The organism is Trichodesmium erythraeum IMS101, assembly GCF_000014265.1.
GTDB lineage: Bacteria > Cyanobacteriota > Cyanobacteriia > Cyanobacteriales > Microcoleaceae > Trichodesmium > Trichodesmium erythraeum.
Genome location: NC_008312.1, coordinates 6,746,515 through 6,763,038, shown reverse-complemented (window position 1 = coordinate 6,763,038; position 16,524 = coordinate 6,746,515). Strand labels below are relative to the sequence as shown.

General features: G+C 34.0%; 11 protein-coding genes. 5 read left to right on the top strand and 6 right to left on the bottom strand.

Annotation, left to right across the window (positions count from 1 at the left end):
- Positions 1–306: 306 nt before the first annotated feature.
- The gene (locus TERY_RS21190) at positions 307–1,857 is read right to left on the bottom strand and encodes a radical SAM protein (protein ID WP_011613704.1); all 1,551 of its coding nucleotides are present in this window, start codon (positions 1,855–1,857) and stop codon (positions 307–309) included.
- A 696-nt stretch (positions 1,858–2,553) separates the two neighbouring features.
- Between TERY_RS21190 and TERY_RS21185 the strand changes: the two genes are divergently transcribed.
- Positions 2,554–3,357, top strand: coding sequence for a methyltransferase domain-containing protein (locus TERY_RS21185; RefSeq protein ID WP_011613703.1), 804 nt, complete (start codon positions 2,554–2,556; stop codon positions 3,355–3,357).
- Positions 3,358–3,675: 318 nt separating this feature from the next.
- Positions 3,676–4,419, top strand: a complete 744-nt coding sequence (locus TERY_RS21180; protein WP_011613702.1) for a methyltransferase — start codon at positions 3,676–3,678, stop codon at positions 4,417–4,419.
- 292 nt (positions 4,420–4,711) lie between these two features.
- Here the strand turns inward: TERY_RS21180 and TERY_RS21175 are convergent, their stop codons facing one another.
- From TERY_RS21175 to TERY_RS33785, 5 genes are all read right to left on the bottom strand, one after another.
- On the bottom strand, positions 4,712–5,617 hold the full coding sequence (locus TERY_RS21175; protein ID WP_011613701.1) for a MauE/DoxX family redox-associated membrane protein: 906 nt from the start codon (positions 5,615–5,617) through the stop codon (positions 4,712–4,714).
- A 725-nt stretch (positions 5,618–6,342) separates the two neighbouring features.
- The gene (locus tag TERY_RS21170) at positions 6,343–9,102 is read right to left on the bottom strand and encodes a UPF0182 family membrane protein (RefSeq protein WP_011613700.1); all 2,760 of its coding nucleotides are present in this window, start codon (positions 9,100–9,102) and stop codon (positions 6,343–6,345) included.
- A gap of 508 nt (positions 9,103–9,610) precedes the next feature.
- Positions 9,611–10,558: a DUF362 domain-containing protein gene (locus TERY_RS21165; protein ID WP_011613699.1), complete on the bottom strand. Its 948-nt coding sequence runs from the start codon at positions 10,556–10,558 to the stop codon at positions 9,611–9,613.
- Positions 10,559–11,418: 860 nt separating this feature from the next.
- Positions 11,419–11,703 (bottom strand): hypothetical protein, encoded by a 285-nt coding sequence (locus tag TERY_RS25815; protein WP_155994558.1) that lies wholly within the window; start codon positions 11,701–11,703, stop codon positions 11,419–11,421.
- 102 nt (positions 11,704–11,805) lie between these two features.
- Positions 11,806–11,982 (bottom strand): hypothetical protein, encoded by a 177-nt coding sequence (locus TERY_RS33785; RefSeq protein ID WP_155994556.1) that lies wholly within the window; start codon positions 11,980–11,982, stop codon positions 11,806–11,808.
- Between the two features lie 781 nt (positions 11,983–12,763).
- On the opposite strand from TERY_RS33785, the gene TERY_RS21155 reads away from it, so the two are divergent.
- The 3 genes from TERY_RS21155 (at position 12,764) to ruvX (ending at position 16,496) form a co-directional block, all read left to right on the top strand.
- Entirely contained in the window at positions 12,764–13,936 is a 1,173-nt protein-coding gene (locus tag TERY_RS21155) for a F420-0:Gamma-glutamyl ligase (protein WP_155994727.1), read from the top strand.
- A gap of 648 nt (positions 13,937–14,584) precedes the next feature.
- Entirely contained in the window at positions 14,585–15,877 is a 1,293-nt protein-coding gene (locus TERY_RS21150; protein ID WP_011613696.1) for a GNAT family N-acetyltransferase, read from the top strand.
- A 169-nt stretch (positions 15,878–16,046) separates the two neighbouring features.
- Positions 16,047–16,496 carry a Holliday junction resolvase RuvX gene (gene ruvX, locus TERY_RS21145; RefSeq protein WP_011613695.1) on the top strand — a complete coding sequence of 150 codons (450 nt, stop codon included), beginning with the start codon at positions 16,047–16,049 and terminating at the stop codon, positions 16,494–16,496.
- Positions 16,497–16,524: the final 28 nt, after the last annotated feature.

Genomic DNA, 16,524 nt, shown 5'->3' with positions numbered 1-16,524 from the left:
AGTTTTACTGGTGTAACAATATCCGTTTCAATGACTTTGAGCCCAGCTAGTTGACATTTATAAGTTATCTGTTGAATTAGCTTATAGGGAGGTATTGGGGTAAAGTTTTGATAGTTTTTTTTACCGATGTTTGCACCTTGTTTCCGTTCTTTCACCAAAGCCGACAACTCTATATATATCCAGAAAAGGCTCTCAAACCCTTACCCCGCTCTTGCCAAATTGGCATTTTTGGAGAGGTCTAATAGTAAAAGAGTAATAAATCAACTCTTGAGAGCAAAATACAATCTAGACCTCTACAACTTATTGCTATACCGGTACTGCTACTTTATCCTTTCCCCCTGTAGACAAAGTTCTAAATCTTTGAGGAATTTGCAGGTTTTTTGAATCCCCAACCCGGGCTAAACGAAACTGCCAATCAGATACTTCCTCGTAACTCAAATGTTTCGTATCAACACTTGCGGTCCAGAATCCAGCAAAAAGTGCTGGATCCTCAAACCGCAGCAGACCAGATTTACGAATTGTCTCCCCCTGTGGTGTTCCCAATATTGGAGAAATAACAAAGGGACTGACCTGAAATATGATTGATGGGTTAATTGCCTTTACTTCATGATATACTTCCCATAAGGCCTCTTCGAGTCTCAACAACGCCTCTTCATCATCATCCGGCAAGCCAATAATTACCCCATAGCTAATCATAGGAACCCCAGTTTGTACAATAGTCCGCACAATTCGTTTATGTTGCTGCCAGGGAACTAACTTAGCATAAGATTCCCGTCCAAAAATAGGTCGTTCCGCAGGAAGATAACCGGCAAGAGTTCCTTTTCGCCCATCCCAACTGTAAATTGCTTGGATAACCTCTTCATCAGGGGTTAAATCTTCTCTTTTACCACTATGCCCACGTCCCATGGTCATTTTTCTCAGTTCTAGACCATTCGGCCAGAGAACTGCTAAGTTCCGATCTCGCACTCCTTGCATAATTTCTAGAATTTCTTCTCGGCCACCAGGGAAAATTGTCCGCCCCAAGAATTGATCGGAGAGACTAACTACTGATTTAGCTCCTGCTTCACAGAGTACATCTAGCCACTCCATTACTCTTTTGGGTGTCATACGGCGATATCCTGTACCGTAAGTGGGAGTTTGACAAAAATCACAGTGGCGATCGCAACCCATATCAGGAAATATAGCGCCAATAGGCTTTAATTCTTCCGGAAACGGGTCCATCCAATACTGGGTTCCCAAACATTCTCTTGCCACTTCTACAGAAGGTAAAGGCCACTCTTCTGGTTGTAGGGGAACCCTTGGTCTCCGATACTCAGTTCCATCAGCCAAAATTACACCAGTCAGTGCTTCTTTTGAACCTTTTCCTAGGAGATAATTAAATAGCGGCCAATTTGCAGCACCGGATTTTTCTTTAACAACTACTGCTGCACCGTTTTGAAGATAAACTTCAGGAGCAGCAAAAGGATCGGAACCACCTACAACTACTGCTTTACCTTTGCTTGCTAGGTGCTTTAAGAGCATCATTGCTATTTCACGATATAATGTAAAATTAACTGTTATACACCAGATTTCACAACTTTCTGGGTCTATGCTCTTGATATCAACACCACAGTAATTTTTACTGAGCTCAATTCCTCTCCAAGTTATGTGTCCATAATTTTCTACATAATCTCCATCTCGAAGGTTTATAAATTTAGTTTTAAATCCTCCTGCTTGGAGATTTGATATTAAAATTTGCTTACTAATAATTGGTTCAAACTTCCGTAAGGAATAAAAATCGTTACCCTCTGGATCAGACAGCTTCAACTGAGGTAATTCAACCAAACCAATAGTTTGATTCTTTGTATCAATTGTCATTACCTTTTTTTCCCTGGTTATTTTTTTTTGATGTTTATAGTTTATATATTCTAAGTATATAAAGCAAGTTAAGTTGACAAAAAAAAGGAATAAAAATTAAGTAAAGTCTATAATTTTTGTGAAAGAACTTAGAGGATATAGAGTTTAGGTCATTTGAATAATAATTAATAAAATGTAACAATTCAAAAACCAGATATAAGCTCTGAAAGTTTTATACAAATTTTCAAGGTTCATGCTATATTTATAAGGTTGCAAAATAAATGTTCTTTATAACAAAACTTAACATTATGTTAACTGGTTTGTTATAAAAAAAAGTATAACTATTGAGACATAAAAAAAATAAGGAATAAAAGTATTGAAAAAAAAGAAAGACTAAGGCATAATAAAGTTGATGGTAGTTAATATTACCCATTAATCATTCCCTTCAAATATATTCTCAAAAAGTGACTAAATTTTTGAAATGAATACAATTAAATTGCTTTAATGATCTAATAATTTTTTTATTCCTAAAACTAAGTATACATAGAAATCACCTAACTATATTAAACTCTAATTCTGTTAACCTAATAGTAAGATTAAAAAATGTCAAAACTTCCTAAAACTTGAGAATTTTCAAATAACTAACCCCTCTAAAACTGCTCTAATATCCAAAGTTCTAGTAGTTACAAAATTTTAAGAAATCAAAGGAGATCAAAGGTGAAAAAAAATTTCACGGATGCCGATACAGAAAATTATTATAATACAGTAGAAATTAAATACCAAGTTCCTTGGAACCCAGATGGTAGTAAGCATTGGGGATACTTTGATAATTTAGACGCTCCCGATCACGAAGAAGAATTATTTCAAGCTAGCGATCGCTGGAACGAATATATGTTAAATCAAAGTAAAATATGTTGTAAATCTCGCGTTCTTGACGTTGGTTGTGGAAATGGTAACACGGCTATTTATTTAGGGAATGAAACTAACTGCGAAGTTGTAGGAATAGATATTAGCCAAACTCATGTGAATAATGCTCAAAAGAAAGCGGCAGGCTTTCCCGATCTTAACCTTTCTTTTAAGAAAGCATCAGCAACAAATTTAGTTTTTTCAGATGGCTATTTTACTCATGTTTGGAGTCAAGGAACTCTTTTACATATTCACGAACGAGAACTCACTTTAAGAGAATTTTATCGCCTTTTAAATAAAAGTGGAATTTTAATATTTGATGACTTAGTAACCCTAGTTTCCCAAGTCACTGATTCTACTTTAAAATATGTCTATGAGAGGATGCAAATCAGTCAGTTATTTTCTCCTAACGATTATAAAAATTATCTGGAAAAAGCAGGCTTTACAATATTAGATTCTTTAGATTTATCCCCCCATATGAAAAAGTTTTATGGTATTCAAGCAAAGCGATTTCAAAAGGAGTTTCCAGAGCGAAGTATTGCTTATGAAAAAACTAGGGATGCTGTCAACAATGAGGAGATTGGATGGTGGTTTTATCTTTGTCAAAAGAGTTAATCGAGCTATATCAATGTATAGAGCAGTTTGTCAAGTTATGAGCTAGATATACTAATTCTCATAATTTATAAAAGAAAACTGTAGGGGTTGGAGATAAAACCCTAGCGATAAAATATTACAATCTATGGGTAAGTTGCGATCTATTAACTATTTTATAAAATATGTAGTTAGGTTAAATGCAATGTCTTTACAGATTAAAAGAATGAGCCATAAAATAGGAAGAAATCCCAAGATATTTATCCTGTCATTTGTAGTATGTTAGTCTGAAATATGCTGTATATTCTAATTTAATAATTTAATCCGGTAAAAGAACTTAAAATGATTCGACAAGAAGACGTTAAAATTATTCTTCAAGAGGAAGAAGTACTCAAATACGACCGAAAAGATTATCTAAAATTTCACGAAGAACTTTCATCAAAAGACCGAGAAATTACGATCTTATTTCAAGATAAACCAATTTTTAATGTTTTAGTTCCTCAAGGAGTTTTTAACCCTTATGGCGGTATAGCTGCTCAAGCTTTTATGAGCGGTATTTTGAATCAAATAATTAATGTTAAGGGAAAAAAGGTACTCGATCTTGGATGCGGTTCTGGAGTTCTTGGTTTGTGTTGCCTATTTAAAGACAGCAATAAAGTAGTTTTTTCGGATCTTCATCCGAATATTATGCCTCTCAAAAATAATCCCCTAATTCGAGAACAAGATGAGGTCAAAGTACAAAATTTGTGTGTGGGAGAAGCAGACAAATCTTACGATCTAGCATTTATGCCTTTTCCTAGTCGTTCTATTGATCGCCCTATTAATGCAGACTCCTATGAAATGGGAATATTAAGAAATGACGATCTAGTGTTTCGGGCGATCGAGCAGGTAGGGCGAGTATTAGTACCTGGGGGGGAGTTTGTCTTTTTTTATAGGGTGTTTAATGAACGCTTCCCGCTATATTTAGAGGTAATGTCAAAGTTAGCAGCACATTTCGACCTGACTACTCTTAAGTTGTTATGGTATGTAGAAGAGGATGATGGGCATGGTTTATTGCTGTCTGTGGATAAATATTCAGGTAAATAAGTCTATAGTTTTGATTTCTCAGCTGTAAACTTTCCGTCTGAATGCTTACACTTTGGAGAATGTTGACAGGAGTCTCTGTGGCTTTCAGCAGGAGGATAGTGTTGTCACTCCTCCTACTGAGATCCTGGAAGAACTTCTCATCCTCAATATAGGGAAAGAAAAGTTTTTAAGAATTAGTAAGAATATATAAGGTTTTGGTTATCATGATGTACTTCATCAATTTCAAAAGTGCTATTAATGTATGACTTCTGTGAAACGGTATGAGTTAACTTTAAGCTAATTTTGTAATTATTTACCCTTGATTAATCTTATTAATAAACCACATCGGCATTAACCCTATCCATCTCTGTTGAATAACACCATCTTTCAAAAGAACCGCAGTAGGTACTACCTCTATCTTCAATTTTTTATACAACCTTTTATCCACTGCAACAACAGGAAAATTCAAAAAATATCTATCTACAAAATTTTGTCCTATTTGAAGATTTTCAGTATCTATTAATCCCACTATTGCTGGTAAATTATCTTGCAATTGTGCCAATTTCAAAAGACTTAACCAATGTTTACATTGAGAACATTCAGGACTCATAAAAACCACAATTACAGACCCAGACATTAAAGATTTTGAATCCTCTCCTAGCCATTCTATTTGCCACATCCGGTTTTCTTGTAATGGAGTAAAATCAATATAAGGACGACCATTTTCTTGTATGTATTCTAGGGAACCAGCAGCCAAAGCATAGCTAGTTATCAAAGTTATTAATACCACTAGCCATTGCCAGAAAATAGTAGGTTGATATTTACCAAAAAATTCAGCGAATATTAACAGAAAAATATAAATAGCATTCAGAATTAAACTTTGGGTAGGAGTAATTTCAAACAAACCATTATAACAGCCACAGTCTGTTGTTTTACCAGTTGATGTACTCCAGTAAGTGAGTATTGATAAACCAAATAATAATAAAATACTTACAAGTATTATTAGGTTCAGAAAAACTCCTAAGATTAAAGCCACTCCTAAAGCTGATTCAATAGCAGTAAATGTTAAAGCAACAGGTATTATTAACTTAGGATTTACTAAATTAAGTTTAGTAATATGTTGGGCAAATTTCCAAGGTTCTATAACTTTAGCAATACCAGTCAACAGAAAAATACTACCTACTATGTTTGAGGTTATAGAAGCTAAGACAAATAACATAATATCAGTTTTAATTTATCAGTTTTAATTTTTAATTTATCATTATTTTGTTTATAAAATAACTCAGTAATGATATCAGGTTACTGCTATTTTACCAGTAATTGTGTTCCTTAAAACCTATAATTTTGTACCCAACTAATATGAAAATTGCTATAATTAATTATAAACTCAGCATTCAGTAATTAGGTTTGATATCTTAGGGATGAGAAAAGGGTTTAAACAAACTGTTATCTAAAACCAAAAGCAATAGCTAATAAATAATGGATGAATGCTTATCATAAAAATAGTTTGGAGTCAAACAGCAATTAAAAATTATATCTACATCTCCAACAAAAGTCAATATTAAATCATCATCAAAAATATCAGAAAATCAGTGTAAAAGTTGGGAAGTACTAACTCCTGATATTAGTCATATAATCACAGAATATAATATACCTATGGATAACCTAATTTTTTGAAAAAAATAGGAAACATTAACCATTACTATCATAGTTATTCCAAAATAGATACACCATTTTTAGCTGCTGCTAATATCTAATTTTTATAGTCTGAAACAGTCTTTCCTTTGAGCAGATATTCTCCTAATTGTAGAAGTAATATTTCTAAAAATTAGACAAAAAAAATCTCCTATTTTTTCAGAGAATAGGAAATAAAAAATAGGGATTTTAATCAAAATATCCCTACTTATTCTCCTACTCCTAAAAAAAGACAAAGAGTAGTAAACCCTAATTACTTTCTGTTTGCTTTTTTAACTGTTGAAGTAGCTGTTCAAACTTTTGTTTAGACTTACCATATTCTACCCAATTATCTTTTCGTCTTGCTGCTTCAGTTTGACTATAAGCTTCTACTATTGAATTAATCAACTCAGAAATATTTTTTGTTTCTGGGGTTTTCTCTGTAACTTTAACTTCTGGTTGTTTAACTTCCATACCAAAAATTGTTTCTAAAGATTTACTGAGAGTTTCTGTCATTACAACCTCTTTATCATAAGCAACTATTACCCTCTTTAATTCTGGTAATTCTCCCTGTTCAGCCCTTAAGTAAATTGGTTCTATATACATTAATGATTCCTCTATAGGAATTACTAATAAATCTCCTCGAATTACCTTAGAACCTTTTTGGCTCCATAACGTTAATTGTTGGGATATTTTTGGGTTTTGGTCGATGCGAGCTTCAATTTGACTGGGACCATAAACTAACTTTTGTTTAGGAAATTCATATAGCAATAATTTACCATAATTATCTCCATCTGATTCTGCTGCCATCCAGGCAATCATATTATCTTTATTAACTGGAGTAAATGGCAAAATTAAAACAAATTCTTCACCCTTTTTTTCTGGTAAACGCATAATTAAATAGTATGGTTCCATTAATTGTTTATTATCTTCATAAACTTCTGTAGGAAACCTCCATAAGTCCTCTTGATTATAAAATAATTGAGGGTTGCTCATGTGATATGATAAATACATTTGAGCTTTAATTTTAAATAAGTCTAAGGGGTAGCGAAAATGGGCTTTAACATTAGTTGGAATTGCCGATTTTTCTGTAAATAACTGGGGGAAAATTTTGCGGTAAGTATTTAGTACTGGGTCATTTTCATCTACTACAAAGAACTTCATCGTACCGTTGTAGGCATCAACCATAACTTTCACAGAATTCCGAATATAATTAACATTTCCCCTAGCTATTCGCTCAATGTTACCTCTATTTAATATTGCCCGGGCATTATTACTCAGATAAAGTGGTTCCGAATAGGGATAGCGATCGCTCACTGTATAAGCATCTAATATCCATTGAATTTTTCCATCAATTAAAGCAATATAAGGGTCATTATCAAATCTTAAAAAGGGTGCAACTTGGTTTACTCTTTCTTTTATATTTCGATAGTAGTGAATTTTTGAATTGTCAGTAAAGTAGCCAGAAATTAAAATATTAATGCTGCTTAAGTCATAAGCATAGGCAAGTTTTCGCCATAAAGAATTTACTGGAACTCCCCCCGTACCACTATAAAAAGTAAAAGCATTTTCACCACTCCGAGGATAATCAAATTCTTCAGTACTCATACCCGTAAAAATATGAGTATCAGTTTTTTCTCCATAGTAAATAGCAGGTTCTTTTACCTGAAGATTTACCTGAGAAACTGGTGGAATATCTTTAATAAATAAAACCGGTAAACCATCTGCCTTTACTTCATTTACAGGATTCATTACTAACCCATAACCATGAGTATATTTTAAATGTTTATTTACCCAAGTTTGTGCTTTTCTAGGAACTTGAGAATAAACCATTTCCCTTGGAGAAAGCATTACTTGTCTATAGTTACCATCAATAGTGTAACGGTCAATATCTACATCATTAAATTGATAGTAAAGCCGCATTTCTTGAAGTTGACGATAGGTGCTGAGAAGTGGTCTATAATCCCAAAGCGTAATATTGCGAACTGTGCCTTGATTATTTTTTAATGTTTGACTATCTAACTCAAATTTAGCTGGAAAACTTTTAGTTTCTACATTATCTAAACCATAGGCTTCACGGGTAAATTTAATATTATTTGCTATGTATGGTTTTTCCTTTTGTAGTTCATTAGGATTAACTATAAATTTCTGTTGAAACCATGGATATAAAACATTAAATAATCCCAATAAAACTATATAAATAACTATTCCATAAGTTGGCCAAATAATGTTATTTTTCCAAACAGAAAGTACACAAACTACTGCTAATAATAATGCCACTATTGCCATGGCCCAATAGGCAAAAAGTTTAGCATGAACGTCTGTGTATCCAGCCCCAAAAACTACTCCATTAGAGTCAAAAAGTAATTCATAACGTTCAAACCAAAATCCTACTGCAATTAAAATTGTCACCCCTGCCAGTAGGAGACTAATATGAGTTTTAATTGAACCTGTTAAAAAATTTTGCCATTGTCGCCCAGCGGTAAATTTACCCTTCAAAGCATATACTATGATACTAATAATTAAACCAGCGAAAACCAGAGTAAATAGCCACTCTTTTATTCCTTCATATAAGGGTAATCTAAATATGTAAAAACCTATGTTTCGTTGATAAATTGGATCTTGATTTGGAAAATCTACAGCATTTAAAAATTTCAAAAAAGTTTCCCAAGCTGGAGATGTAGCTGTGGCTGCGCTTAAAGATATCAAAGTAATGTTGACAAGGAAAATTATTTTCACAAAAATATTTCTGTAGGGAGCTAATTCAGTTCCTAATAAAATATTAAAGGAGCGATCGCTTGTCAATTTTTCAGCTATCCAATAATTACTCCATAGAAACAAAAAGTAAATAACAAATGCACCTACCCACAGAAATATTTGCCAATTTAATCTAGTCCAAAAAATATTAGCAAAATCAACCGTATTAAACCACCATGCTTCAGTTAATAAGTGAACTAAAGTTCGAGAAAGGGAAAAAACAACTAAAAGAATGACACTAATTGCAATGATTATGTAATTTCTTATTTTCATAATTTTCCATTATTATGTATCAAAAAAATTATTATACTTTCTAGATGAGAATTACAACCATATCATAAACTTTAATACATTTTATTGGTAACCTGTCTTCCCGATATGGTTTTAGTATGGCATTATTTTTTTCGGAATAATTATACTTTTGTAACAGGAAGACAGAAGATAAAAAGTAAAAGGATTTATTTTGATCGTGACTGAATTTTATACAGAAACAATGCTACCAAACATAATATAATTTAGTCTTTTTTTTAAGATAAGATTAACTATATACCTGTACAGAAAAGTTAGGTAAAATGACTATATTAATAAACTTGATTGATAATTATTTTTGGGTAATAGTTTTTGAGTAAAATGGGCATGAAGTGACTAGAAGATGGAGCTCAAGGGGTGATAGGAAGCATTTACTCACGGGACTCTGATCTTGAGTTTTCTCTGGCTCCGACAAAAAAACTATCACCCTCCCATCTCTTTTACCCGAGTTGGGAGCACCACCACCACTTTATTAAATATTCATTGGTTCTTGAATAAACTTAACATATAGATGTTTAAAAGTAGACCTAATTATGCGTGGAACTCCAAAATCAATAGGTTTCTTAGTTGTGGGTAACTGCCAATTTTCTACCTCAACTTCAATAGGCTGTAATAATGGAAAATTAACCCTTTTTAAATCAGAACAAAACCCCATTTCTTCAGCAACTGCCACTGTGGGAATTTCTGCAGGATTAACTTTGAGAATTTCTACTAATGTTCGGTCAAGGGCAAATACATCTATAGATGCTCCCAAAATACCTAACTTTCTAGGTTCTCCACCAATAGGACCATTACCTTCTTGACCGATAATACTATCAATAATAGTCAAATCTGGATTAATTGCTTTTGCTGTTTCTACTAGCATTTTACCGAAACGATCAGCATCTTTACCTGCTTCTAAATGCCACCAAGCTTTCATTTTTCCCGGTACACAACCAAATAAATTTTTGACTCCCATTGTCATAGTTAATTGCACATGAGATTTCAGCTTAGGCAAATTAATTATTACATCTGCTGCCATTGCTTCTTTACTTAATAGTAAATGATTAAACTCTTCACTAACTATGTCGTAACGTTTCCCGTGAAATTCAACTATTGGTAAGTCAAATTCTTTGAGCAATGATAAGTAACCATTTGCTTTTGCCACACCCATAGCACTACCAAAAGCTGGACTATCGCCTAAAAAAGGTTTACCGCCAGCTTTTTTTACCATTTTAGCGACACAATAAACTACTTCTTTTCTAGTTACGCATTCTTTTGTGGGGCGAGAACCTGTCAGCAAATTTGGTTTAAGTAAAACGCGATCGCCTGCTTTGACAAAAGCATTAATTCCCCCTAATGGCTCTAAAAGATTCTCTATGGATTTTTCTAATTCTTGAATTTTATAGGAATTAGCTCGGATTAAACTAACAGTAGACATGATTTTTAATTAGATTAATAGATATCTTGATAAAAGGTTAAATAGCATCTGAAAAAATCAATTTTCTATTCAGCCTATTTATTAAAATTATTACATTGTAGGATTTAATTACATAAATAATTATGTGAATGTACTGGAAACCTCCATTAAACTTGTTAAACATTTTCCAAATAGTAAAAGTATTTTTAGACATGTTTAATTTTGATTAGTTAATAATATCATTTCTGTTCTGAGAAACCTACAATTATCTACATAAATCATTGAATACCCTCGCCTATATCAGTTCTATTCCTGCTTTACCCTAGCAAAGTCGGCCTGATCTAGCTCCCCTAACACACCCTTGGGACTGAACTCCTAAGCCTGATTAAACTAGCATTTCAGTCTCACTTCACAACTAAAACCAAAGTATCAATCTTTTGTAGCAAACATTAACGTATTTCATATTATACTGTGGCGTCAAGAAGATCTAGGGCATTTATGCTGAAGAGTTTACTATATTTGAGCAAAAGCTTAACCCTAACTCATCAGACTTAAGTAAACCCTACTAATTAACTCTCAAAGCATTCACACAAATTATGCGCCAAATTAAGAAGTTTCAAAAAGTACCAAAATATCTGTCGCTGAAGCTCATGCATGGGTAAAATTTTGGGCATACCTAGGTAGAAAAATCAGGAGACAATTCTTACTACCCCTACCTGGTGACCATGCAATTTATCTGTGCTGACCTGCTGACATGCTGAACTGCAATAACCCTTATCCCATTGACAATAGATGTGCTAACTCTCAGTAGTTAAATACTAATAAACCTCACTATGTAACGAATATTTAGACTATTCATTCTGACTCCTGAGCCTTGACTCCTAAGTCATAACTCTACCAAACAGCCTAATTTTCTCCATAAACTCTACCCCGCCATTTTTTGGAGTCTTGATAGCAGATAAAAATATCTGTAAAACTGCCAAAGAGCTTGCTAAAAGAGATAATAAAAATAACCAACTAGCTTGAGCTTGACTGAAGTCATAGGAGGAAGGAATAACTAACAACAAAACAAACCTAATTAATAATAAAAATAAATTCAAAGCAGATAACAAAAATTTAGCAGACACAGAAATAGAAATAGGGAGACCAAAAAGAAAATAAACCAATAGCACTAATAAAGGTAAACCCTGAGTTACCCAAAATAACCAAAGATCGCTCCCAACTTGAACGGTTGAATAAGCATCCTTTAGGTCAAGCGATCGCCCCCACTACTGCAAAATTTTCACCATCCCCTCATACATTCTCACTCCCAAAACCTCCGCTCCATCAAAACGAAGCACCTTAAACCCTTCAGCAGCAATATTTCTAGCCAGAGCCACATGATCACAAAAAGAACCCTGAGCACCAATGTAACTCCCCATCTTCGATAACACCGAACGTCGCACAAAAAATACTGACCATTAGCCATAACTCTTCCTGGTGTTTGTATCCCCGTACCCGTTAGCCCAAACCTATAAACTAACATTTTTAATAAAGCAAGTTGTAGCCAAAGTTATCCTGGATATTTCAGGATAAACCGTGGCGACAGCGAAATCACATCTTATCCTTCAGCCTCAGCCTTTTTAACCAAACTAGGTACTACCCCTGGAGCTGGTTGAGTATCCTCATCTACTCCTAAAAACCACTCACTCTTATTGCGATACTGAAGTTGATTTTTTTTTCACTCTCAGCAAAAAAAACTATTGGCTTTGTTTTGTTGTCAAAAGTTACTAAGTTTATACTTTCGGGAAAATAGTTTAAATCTACATCCTTAGCATCAGCAGTAGAAATTTAGAACCATTTTTTCATAGTGGGACTAATTTTTTCTTTTAATCAATTCCACAACAGGGTATTTATGTAGTTTACAAAACTTTACAAAAAAATAACCAGAATAGCCTTAGATATTTTTGTTGTTGATATTTTTAGATTTTGCTTTCTTTTTCAGTGAGAGGAAAAAACTAGGCTGATGATTTTTTTGGCCTTAAATTTAGTTTTACTTTTTCCATCAACATCAACAACATTTTTTATGTGTCATATTTTATAGTATATGTCAATAATGAACATATTCTGATAGTCGCTTAAATCAACTAGACTTATGTAAAATAAGCAGGATTTTCAAATAAAATAAAGGAATTAATTATATGAAGTAAACTTAGATAAAATTATATGAATGTAGGAGATTAGGTGATTACAAATATTTTAACAACAGGAATTATTGTTTTAGCTATACTTATAACTTTAATCTGGTTAGCAATAGAATTACAATATCGTAATCGTCCAGGGAATGCCTTAGAATTAACCTCTCAAGATTGGAATTTAGCAGTTGCAGAACCAGAAAGGTATCTTTTAGTGGGTGAAATGGAATTATGCAACCGTACTAAAAGCCTAGAAATTATGGTGCCAGAAGTACAAGCAAAAGTAAAACTATTATCTAGTGGAAGTTTAGAAGGAGTAAATTATCAAACTAGAATTATTCCTTTCCATAAAGATGCTCCCGCTAGATACGATAACTATTGGTTTGCTTATATAGTAAAAGTAGGAAAAAAGACAAAACTCAAAATATCAATTGATATTCAAGGTAATAACCTAAAGCAACTAAATTCTGCATGGATTAAAGTACATTATATTACATATGGACCTGAGGGTCGAATTCCCAAAGTGCAGCATATTATAGTCCCCCTCAAATTTCCCAACCCTAATTCTACGCCCAAAGTGCGAGAAGTAACAAATGCCAAAGTATTTCCTATTCCCACTCACCTATTAACTCAACTAGACGATCCAATAGAAATTATTAAACGTTATGTAGTTCCTCATGCTCAAAAAGGAGACATAGTTACCATAGGAGAAACACCCCTAGCCTTAATACAAGGTCGTTTTCGTCACCCCACAGATATAAAACTAGGATGGGTTGCTAAACGTATTTGTTACTTCTTCCTGCCCACCTCAAGCTTGGCCACAGCTTGTGGAATGCAAACTCTAGTAGATATTGTTGGACCAATAAGAGTATTAATAGCTTTTTTTGGAGGCTCTATTGCTAAAATATTAGGGAAATCAGGAATGTTCTACCAATTTGCTGGACAACAAGCCAGACTAATAGATGATGTTACTGGAACTTTACCTCCTTATGACCAATTTATAGTTTTAGGTCCAGAAAATCCTCAAGAAGTAGTAGAAAAAATACAACAAGCAACAGGTCTAAGTGCAGCAATAGTAGATGTGAACGACTTGAAAGCAGTTAAAATATTAGCAGCAACCTCTAATGTATCCCACTCTTTACTAGAGGAAGCATTGAGAACTAATCCCGCAGGAAATGCTGACGAGCAAACCCCTGTAGTTCTAATTCGTCCATCATTATCATAAGACAATAAGACAGAAAGTTGATTCTAATGGGAGTTGATTGTAATTATTTTGGTCAAGGAAACAGTCAAAGTATCTTGCTCCCCTGAAGTGGTATTGTCGATATCTATCTATTCTAACTGTTTTGGTTAATATCATTAGTAAAGTAATTACAATACTCAATCTTGATTTGAGTGGAGTGACTAGGATAATTTTGATTTTTCCCCAGAACTTTAGCTTACCAAAAGTTAAAATCCTGGGGAAGCGCCAGAAGTTTTAACCCTTTCCCAATCATCATTTTAATATTACTTTTGTTTATACCCTTGGGACAAATTAATTTGATTGGAAAATTGAGTCAATAGCCAAGCCTTTTGTTTGAGGACAACTTTTTAGTTGGTAATACAACAATAAATATATTAGTCGCTCCAAGGGCTATGCATCCTTAGCTCCTAGCTTCCCTTTTCATTAGTTCAAAAGCTAAACGGAGACAAAAAGTGGACCTTACCTAGGAAGCATCAGACTACCACCAAGGTAGTAATATCCTTTGTTAGCGCAGCTCATGAGGTTTGCAAAACCTCAATCAACCAAAGAGCTTCGGCTCGGTGATATCCCCTTAGCTTGAGTCACGGGAGAATGTCAAGTAAGCATCCCCATTACTAAGAATACAAAATTATGAAACCTTTTATCCGCCAAAAGCAAAGCCAGGTGGTTATCCGTTCTCTAGAGTACCGAGACCTAGAAGCTATCAAAAAGCTATGTCGGGAAACTCCAGAAGCCCAGAATTGCCACCAAGATGTTACTTTTAATCTCTCTCCCATTCACCTTAGCCAAAAATTGCCAGAAATTCATCATTGGTACTGGCCTATAAAGCTGTTGAGCTTTTTCCCTAATCCCTGTAAATATTTGTTAACTTCTTATGTTGCAGAAGTAGATGGACAAGTCAAGGGGGTAATTCAAGTTTGTCCAAGTAATCGCACTCGCAGCAGTTGGCGGGTAGAAAAGATATTTATCGAAGAAACAGGAAATACAAGAGGAATAGGTTCTCAATTACTTCGATACTGCTTTGAAAAAATTTGGGAAGCACGGACATGGTTGTTGCAAGTTAATGTTAATGATAAAGATACAATGGCACTGTATCGCCAAAATGGTTTTCAGCCATTGGCTCAAATTACTTACTGGACAATTACTCCCCAACAACTACAAGATTTAGCCCTTTCACAGCCAAATTTACCCAACTTACTACCTGTTAGTAATGCTGATGCTCAGTTGCTCTATCAATTAGACACAGCATCAATGCCACCCCTGGTACGCCAAGTATTTGACCGCCATATCCAAGATTTTCAAACTAGTTTTGTTAGTGGTTTGATAGAAGGAATCAGGCAATGGCTTAATCATACTGAGTTGGTAAGTGGTTATGTGTTTGAATCTCAACGTAAGGCCGCAATAGGTTACTTCCAAGTAAAATTATGCCGTGACGGTACACAACCACACATAGCTGAGTTAACTGTACATCCAGCTTATACTTGGTTATATCCAGAATTATTATCACAAATGGCAACATTGGCTCAAGATTTTCCTAATCAATCTTTGCAACTTGCTTGTGCTGATTATCAACCTGAACGTGAAGCTTATTTAGAACAGATAAAAGCAAAACAAATTGAACATACTTTGTTAATGTCTCGTTCTGTCTGGCATAAAATTCGGGAGTCTAGATTAGTTATTGCCGAACTCCAGTTTTCAGGAGTTCTTCAAAGTTTACAACCAGTTCGCAAACCAGTTCCTAGTCGTAGTTCTTGGTTGAAAATGATGCGAAATAAAAAAGAGATGCGTAGTAACTCCCAGAAAAATACTAATACTGATAATAATCATGATTGGAAAGGGAAAAATGAAAAATTAAATTCGGTATCGGAGTTTATACCTCATCATTCAAAAAGTGCAGAGAATAATGATGATAAAAAAATCTAATAATTACAATTTTTTAGCATACAACTATAGCAGTTTTCATTATTCAAAAATACAGAGATTTTTGCTTAAAGGTACTTACGCACTTATACTGGGGATAAGACTTTTATATAATCAATGTAAATAACACTATAAATTCAATTATTAATATAAAAAGGAGTACAATTACCAAATGTCTCAAAAGCGTATTTCAGCCCTAGGTTTGGATGTAGGTATAAAACGTATGGGGGTTGCCGGATGTGATGGTACTGGTTTAATTGCTACTGGTATTATGACTATCAAGCGGGCTTCATTTGAGAAAGATGTATTTCAATTGCAAAAGATTGTCCAGGAACGTCAGGTACAAGTTCTTATAGTTGGTTTACCCTATTCTATGAATGGTTCTATAGGTTTCCAAGCTAAAAAAGTACAAAGATATGCTCAAAGGTTGTCACAAACTCTCGGATTACCTCTAGAATACGTTGATGAACGTTTAACTTCGGTCCAAGCTGAGGAAATGCTCAAGGCTGCTAATATTTCTCCTTCTCAAAATAAGGCCTTAATTGATAGAAAGGCAGCAGCATTGATTTTACAACAATGGCTTGATGAACGCAGAGAAAAAAATACTCAGTTGACAAGCTAATCATTGCAATATTTCATTGACATATTGA

Bases quoted from the DNA above. Each gene is read 5' to 3' on its own strand.
- TERY_RS21180 (WP_011613702.1), top strand. From the start codon at position 3,676: ATGATTCGACAAGAAGACGTTAAAATTATTCTTCAAGAGGAAGAAGTA.
- TERY_RS21190 (WP_011613704.1), bottom strand. From the start codon at position 1,857: ATGACAATTGATACAAAGAATCAAACTATTGGTTTGGTTGAATTACCT.
- TERY_RS21175 (WP_011613701.1), bottom strand. From the start codon at position 5,617: ATGTTATTTGTCTTAGCTTCTATAACCTCAAACATAGTAGGTAGTATT.
- ruvX (WP_011613695.1), top strand. From the start codon at position 16,047: ATGTCTCAAAAGCGTATTTCAGCCCTAGGTTTGGATGTAGGTATAAAA.
- TERY_RS21150 (WP_011613696.1), top strand. From the start codon at position 14,585: ATGAAACCTTTTATCCGCCAAAAGCAAAGCCAGGTGGTTATCCGTTCT.
- TERY_RS21170 (WP_011613700.1), bottom strand. From the start codon at position 9,102: ATGAAAATAAGAAATTACATAATCATTGCAATTAGTGTCATTCTTTTA.
- TERY_RS21165 (WP_011613699.1), bottom strand. From the start codon at position 10,558: ATGTCTACTGTTAGTTTAATCCGAGCTAATTCCTATAAAATTCAAGAA.